The 4,162-nt window shown below is 48.0% G+C and carries 5 protein-coding genes and 1 pseudogene; all 6 read left to right on the top strand.

The features are described from left to right. Positions 1–378: 378 nt before the first annotated feature. Entirely contained in the window at positions 379–744 is a 366-nt protein-coding gene (gene hinT / locus ACRC27_RS10375; protein WP_438623133.1) for a purine nucleoside phosphoramidase, read from the top strand. Then, positions 744–1,139 (top strand): YcfL family protein, encoded by a 396-nt coding sequence (locus tag ACRC27_RS10370; protein ID WP_438629645.1) that lies wholly within the window; start codon positions 744–746, stop codon positions 1,137–1,139. The genes hinT and ACRC27_RS10370 overlap by 1 nt, the downstream gene beginning before the upstream one ends. Before the next feature lie 21 nt (positions 1,140–1,160). Next, complete coding sequence (locus tag ACRC27_RS10365; protein WP_438639822.1) at positions 1,161–2,093, top strand: phosphotransferase; 933 nt, start codon at positions 1,161–1,163, stop codon at positions 2,091–2,093. 114 nt (positions 2,094–2,207) lie between these two features. After that, positions 2,208–3,242, top strand: coding sequence for a beta-N-acetylhexosaminidase (nagZ, locus tag ACRC27_RS10360; RefSeq protein ID WP_438629642.1), 1,035 nt, complete (start codon positions 2,208–2,210; stop codon positions 3,240–3,242). A 94-nt stretch (positions 3,243–3,336) separates the two neighbouring features. Further along, positions 3,337–3,879, top strand: a complete 543-nt coding sequence (gene ycfP / locus ACRC27_RS10355) for an alpha/beta hydrolase YcfP (protein ID WP_438623137.1) — start codon at positions 3,337–3,339, stop codon at positions 3,877–3,879. A 128-nt stretch (positions 3,880–4,007) separates the two neighbouring features. Continuing rightward, positions 4,008–4,162, top strand: a pseudogene (locus ACRC27_RS10350) (FAD-dependent oxidoreductase); the annotation flags it as partial.

Below are 4,162 nucleotides of genomic sequence, written 5' to 3'. Positions count from 1 at the left end.
ACCACAACAGCAAAACTGATTGTCATATGGCGTACAACAGAAGCGTTATTTTTTTTATCCATAAAATTCAACACCGCAAAGGGAAAAGGGCAACATCCAATGTTTATAGAAGGCCTATCGGCTGACTAAATTAGGTGTTGAATCATATCGGCAATGCGTGAGCTCTTTTTCGAGACAGATAACGAAATCATTGTGGTGTTGCAGGAGATGTGCATTTTTGTGACCACACGGATGCTTTCATCGCGGTATTTTCTTGTTTATCTGCGGTGTTATCTCGTTTATATATCACACATATTTTCAAAAACTGTTGAAGTTGCAGTACTATAGAATCAGCAAGCTAAGACATTGAGTTTTGAACTGCATGAAGGAGCATAAAACATGGCCGAAGAGACTATTTTCAGTAAAATTATCCGCCGTGAAATTCCGGCAGATGTGGTGTACCAAGATGAACTGGTTACCGCATTTCGTGATATCAGCCCGCAAGCCCCGACACATATCCTCATTGTGCCAAACCACCTAATCGCCACAACCAATGATGTTACGGTTGATGATGAAAAAGCACTGGGCCGCATGATCACTGCTGCCGCTAAAATTGCTGCCGCAGAAGGTATTGCTGATGACGGCTATCGTCTGATCATGAACTGTAACCGCCATGCTGGACAAGAAGTGTTCCACATTCATATGCACCTTGTAGGTGGCCGGGCACTCGGGCCGTTACTGAGTACTGCGGTGAATGCACGCTGATGCGCAGCTTGTGGGTCGCTTTCTGGCTGGTGGCGCTGGCCGGTACGACATTGGCCGGTTGTGCACCCGCTACCCGCGGTTTTAAAATAGATCAGCAACAGCAGGTTGTGGTGGCTGATGCTGATTCTAGCCGTGCCGTAGGCATTGAACGCATTCGTTCGGGGAAAAAAGCACAGCGGTTACATGTGCAGGTAGAGATAAAAAATCAGCACCAACAGGCTCAGTTACTTGAATACCGTTTTTACTGGTACAACGCACAAGGGCTAGAGATTGACCGTGATACCGCACCTTGGCACACCCTGACAGTACCCGCTAGTGGCATACACACCATCTATGCGGTGGCAGCAGAACCCAATGTGGAATATTTCCGGCTGTATGTGCGGACAAAAAAATAACCACGCTTCGAATAGGCAAGCATGCTGAATACTGATGACCCGATAGCACAAATTCTAGCGTTACCTTGCTGGCATAACCTGAAGGTGATATCCGTTGTGCCACTGGCCGGATTATCGGGCGGCAGTTTTCAGATCCGGCTTGAAAATAACCTGATATTGGTAGCTCGCAAGGGGGGCAACCCCGCGCGGCAACTGGGTATTTGCCGTAGTCAGGAGTCGCAAATCTTAACGCTACTGGCCGCCAATCCTGATACTGCACACCGAGCACCCGCACTATTTTATCATAGCCCGCAGTGGAGTATTTTAAGCTGGGTAGCTGGCGATATATGCCCTTCTGATTATTTGCAGCACCAGCAGGGCTTGCAGGCGTTGGCGGTTTGCCTTCAGTCGGTACATCAATCTTTATGCCACTGCGTACCCCAGCCAGAGGTTTCGGGTAACTTACCGTATTCAAAATGCTCTGAAATAACAGTACCTACTTTTAATATTAAGCAGCGCTTAGCGCTGTACTGGCAGAATATATCACCACAACGTAAAACACCGCTTTTGCAGCAGGCTTATCACACATTTTCAGTGCAAAATACGCCCCGTTTACAGATGCCGGTATTGGCACATCATGATTTGCATCCGGCCAATATGGTATTAACCCCGACAGGGTTAGCATTAATTGACTGGGAATATGCCGCTATCAATGCGCTTGCCTGCGAAATACTCTTATTGTGTGATGCAAACCAATTCAGTGCGCAACAGTTACAGCACTTCTTGCAATACTATTTGCCGGATCAAAAGACAAAAACCTTACTGTTTAGGGATATAGAGCGCTGGCGGCCATGGTGTCATTTTTTGACTCTGCTGTGGTTTGAAGTGCGTTTCCAACAAACCAGAGAACCGCAATATGCACAGTGGGCTGACCAGTACCAACACGCGTTAACCGCGCTAAAACCAAATACATAACCCCGTATTCTGCGATATTGCCAACAGCATCTGCTGAATACGGATGTTACGATACGCCATCTTCGCCCCTGACGCATAAGCGTTGGATATCGGCAATTGAAAAGGAGAAACACCGTGGGCCCAGTCATGCTTGATGTGCTCGGTTATGAGCTTGATGCGGAAGAACGTGAGATTTTGCGCCATCCGCTGGTGGGGGGCGTGATCTTTTTTGCCCGCAATTATCACGATCGGGCGCAGATGCAGGCGCTGGTAAAAGATATTCGCCAGACGGTGCAACGCCCGTTATTACTGGCAGTCGATCAAGAGGGCGGTCGCGTTCAGCGGTTCCGTGACGGTTTTACCCGTTTACCTGCCCCGCAAGCTTTTGCAGCACTCAATGAATGGCCACAGGCACTCTCACTGGCTTTTGACAGTGGCTGGATGATGGCCGCCGAGCTACTGGCGATGGACATTGACCTGAGTTTTGCACCTGTGCTGGATTTAGGACACCAGTGTGCGGCAATCGGCGATCGCGCATTTCATGATGATCCGAAAAAAGCGCTAGATTTAGCCCGCAGCTACATTGATGGCATGCACAGTGCAGGCATGAGTGTTACCGGTAAGCACTTTCCGGGGCACGGTGCAGTACTGGCCGATTCGCACAAAGAGACTCCGCGGGATAACCGCAGTAAAGCTGAGATCATGAACCATGATATGGCGTTATTCCGCCAGCTTAATCAGGAAGGGCGCTTAGATGCGGTCATGCCAGCGCATGTGATTTATACCGATTGTGACCCTCGTCCGGCCAGTGGATCTGAGTTTTGGCTCAAAGAGGTTCTGCGTAAACAGGTGAAATTTGATGGAGTGATTTTCTCTGACGATCTCTCCATGGAAGGCGCAGCGATTATGGGCAGTTATGCCGAGCGTGCTGAAGCTTCACTCAATGCCGGATGCGATATGCTGCTGGTCTGCAATAACCGACAGGGTGCAGTTGAAGTGCTTGATCGTCTGCCGCAGACGCATTCTGAGCGTATCGCACGCTTACTGCACAAACCAGCACCGGCACAGAGCGAATTAGAAGCGTCGGCTCGCTGGGTCAACTGTCATCATCAGTTGCAGGAGTTGGCAGTGCGCTGGCAAGCTCATAAAGAAAAACAACTGGCAAAATAGAATGGATTCCCCCATAGCGGCTCGCGTAGTGTCGTGCATGAAAGAGCACTACGCGAGCCTGCTTTTCCTGTTCATCCTGCTTAAGGAATAGACCATGATCATCTACTTACACGGTTTTGACTCCACCAGCCCGGGTAACCATGAGAAAATTTTGCAATTGCAATTTATTGATCCTGATGTGCGGTTTATCAGTTACAGCACCTTACACCCGCGCCACGATATGCAGCATTTGTTAAAAGAAGTGCACAAAGCTATCCAGCAAAGTGAGGATAAAGCCCCACTGATTTGCGGTGTTGGGCTGGGCGGATACTGGGCAGAACGGATTGGTTTTCTTTGCGGTATCCGCCAAGTTATGTTGAATCCTAACCTGCATCCTGAAAATAACATGGCGGATAAAATCGATCGGCCGGAAGAATATTTCGATATTGGAACCAAATGTGTAGAAAATTTCCGTAAAAAAAATACAGGAAATTGTTTGGTGATCCTTTCCACTCAGGATGAAGTATTGGATAATCAGGCTACTCAGGAAGAGCTGACAGAATTTTATAATATCGTCTGGGATGACACGCAATCCCATAAGTTTAAAAATATTTCCTCTCACCTTCAGCGCATTAAGGGGTTCAAACTGCAAGAATAACAGAGGCTTTACGCTCTATTTTTGCCCTTATCTGTCTGATCAGATAACGTATGTTTGAACGGTGGCCTTTGTGTGTTTGGTGTAAGTTTTTATCATTCTGACCAAAAAGTTGTAACGGGGGCTACGCCTTGAAAAGAATTATTGTTGTTGGCGGCGGTGCTGGTGGTCTTGAATTAGTGACCCGCATGGGTAACAAGCTCGGTCGTAAAGGCAAAGCAGAAATTACGCTGATTGATCGTAACCAGACACACCTGTGGAAGCCGTTGTTGCATGAAGTTGCAAC

This window comes from Plesiomonas sp., assembly GCF_051650925.1.
In the GTDB taxonomy this organism is placed as follows: Bacteria; Pseudomonadota; Gammaproteobacteria; order Enterobacterales; family CAMTGL01; genus Plesiomonas.
The sequence above is the reverse complement of the archived record's forward strand: the minus strand, read 5'-3'. Positions and strand labels throughout refer to the sequence as shown.

What these genes read in the sequence shown, in the direction of transcription:
- hinT (WP_438623133.1), top strand. Translation starts at nt 379, where the DNA reads ATGGCCGAAGAGACTATTTTCAGTAAAATTATCCGCCGTGAAATTCCG.
- ACRC27_RS10370 (WP_438629645.1), top strand. Translation starts at nt 744, where the DNA reads ATGCGCAGCTTGTGGGTCGCTTTCTGGCTGGTGGCGCTGGCCGGTACG.
- ACRC27_RS10365 (WP_438639822.1), top strand. Translation starts at nt 1,161, where the DNA reads ATGCTGAATACTGATGACCCGATAGCACAAATTCTAGCGTTACCTTGC.
- ycfP (WP_438623137.1), top strand. Translation starts at nt 3,337, where the DNA reads ATGATCATCTACTTACACGGTTTTGACTCCACCAGCCCGGGTAACCAT.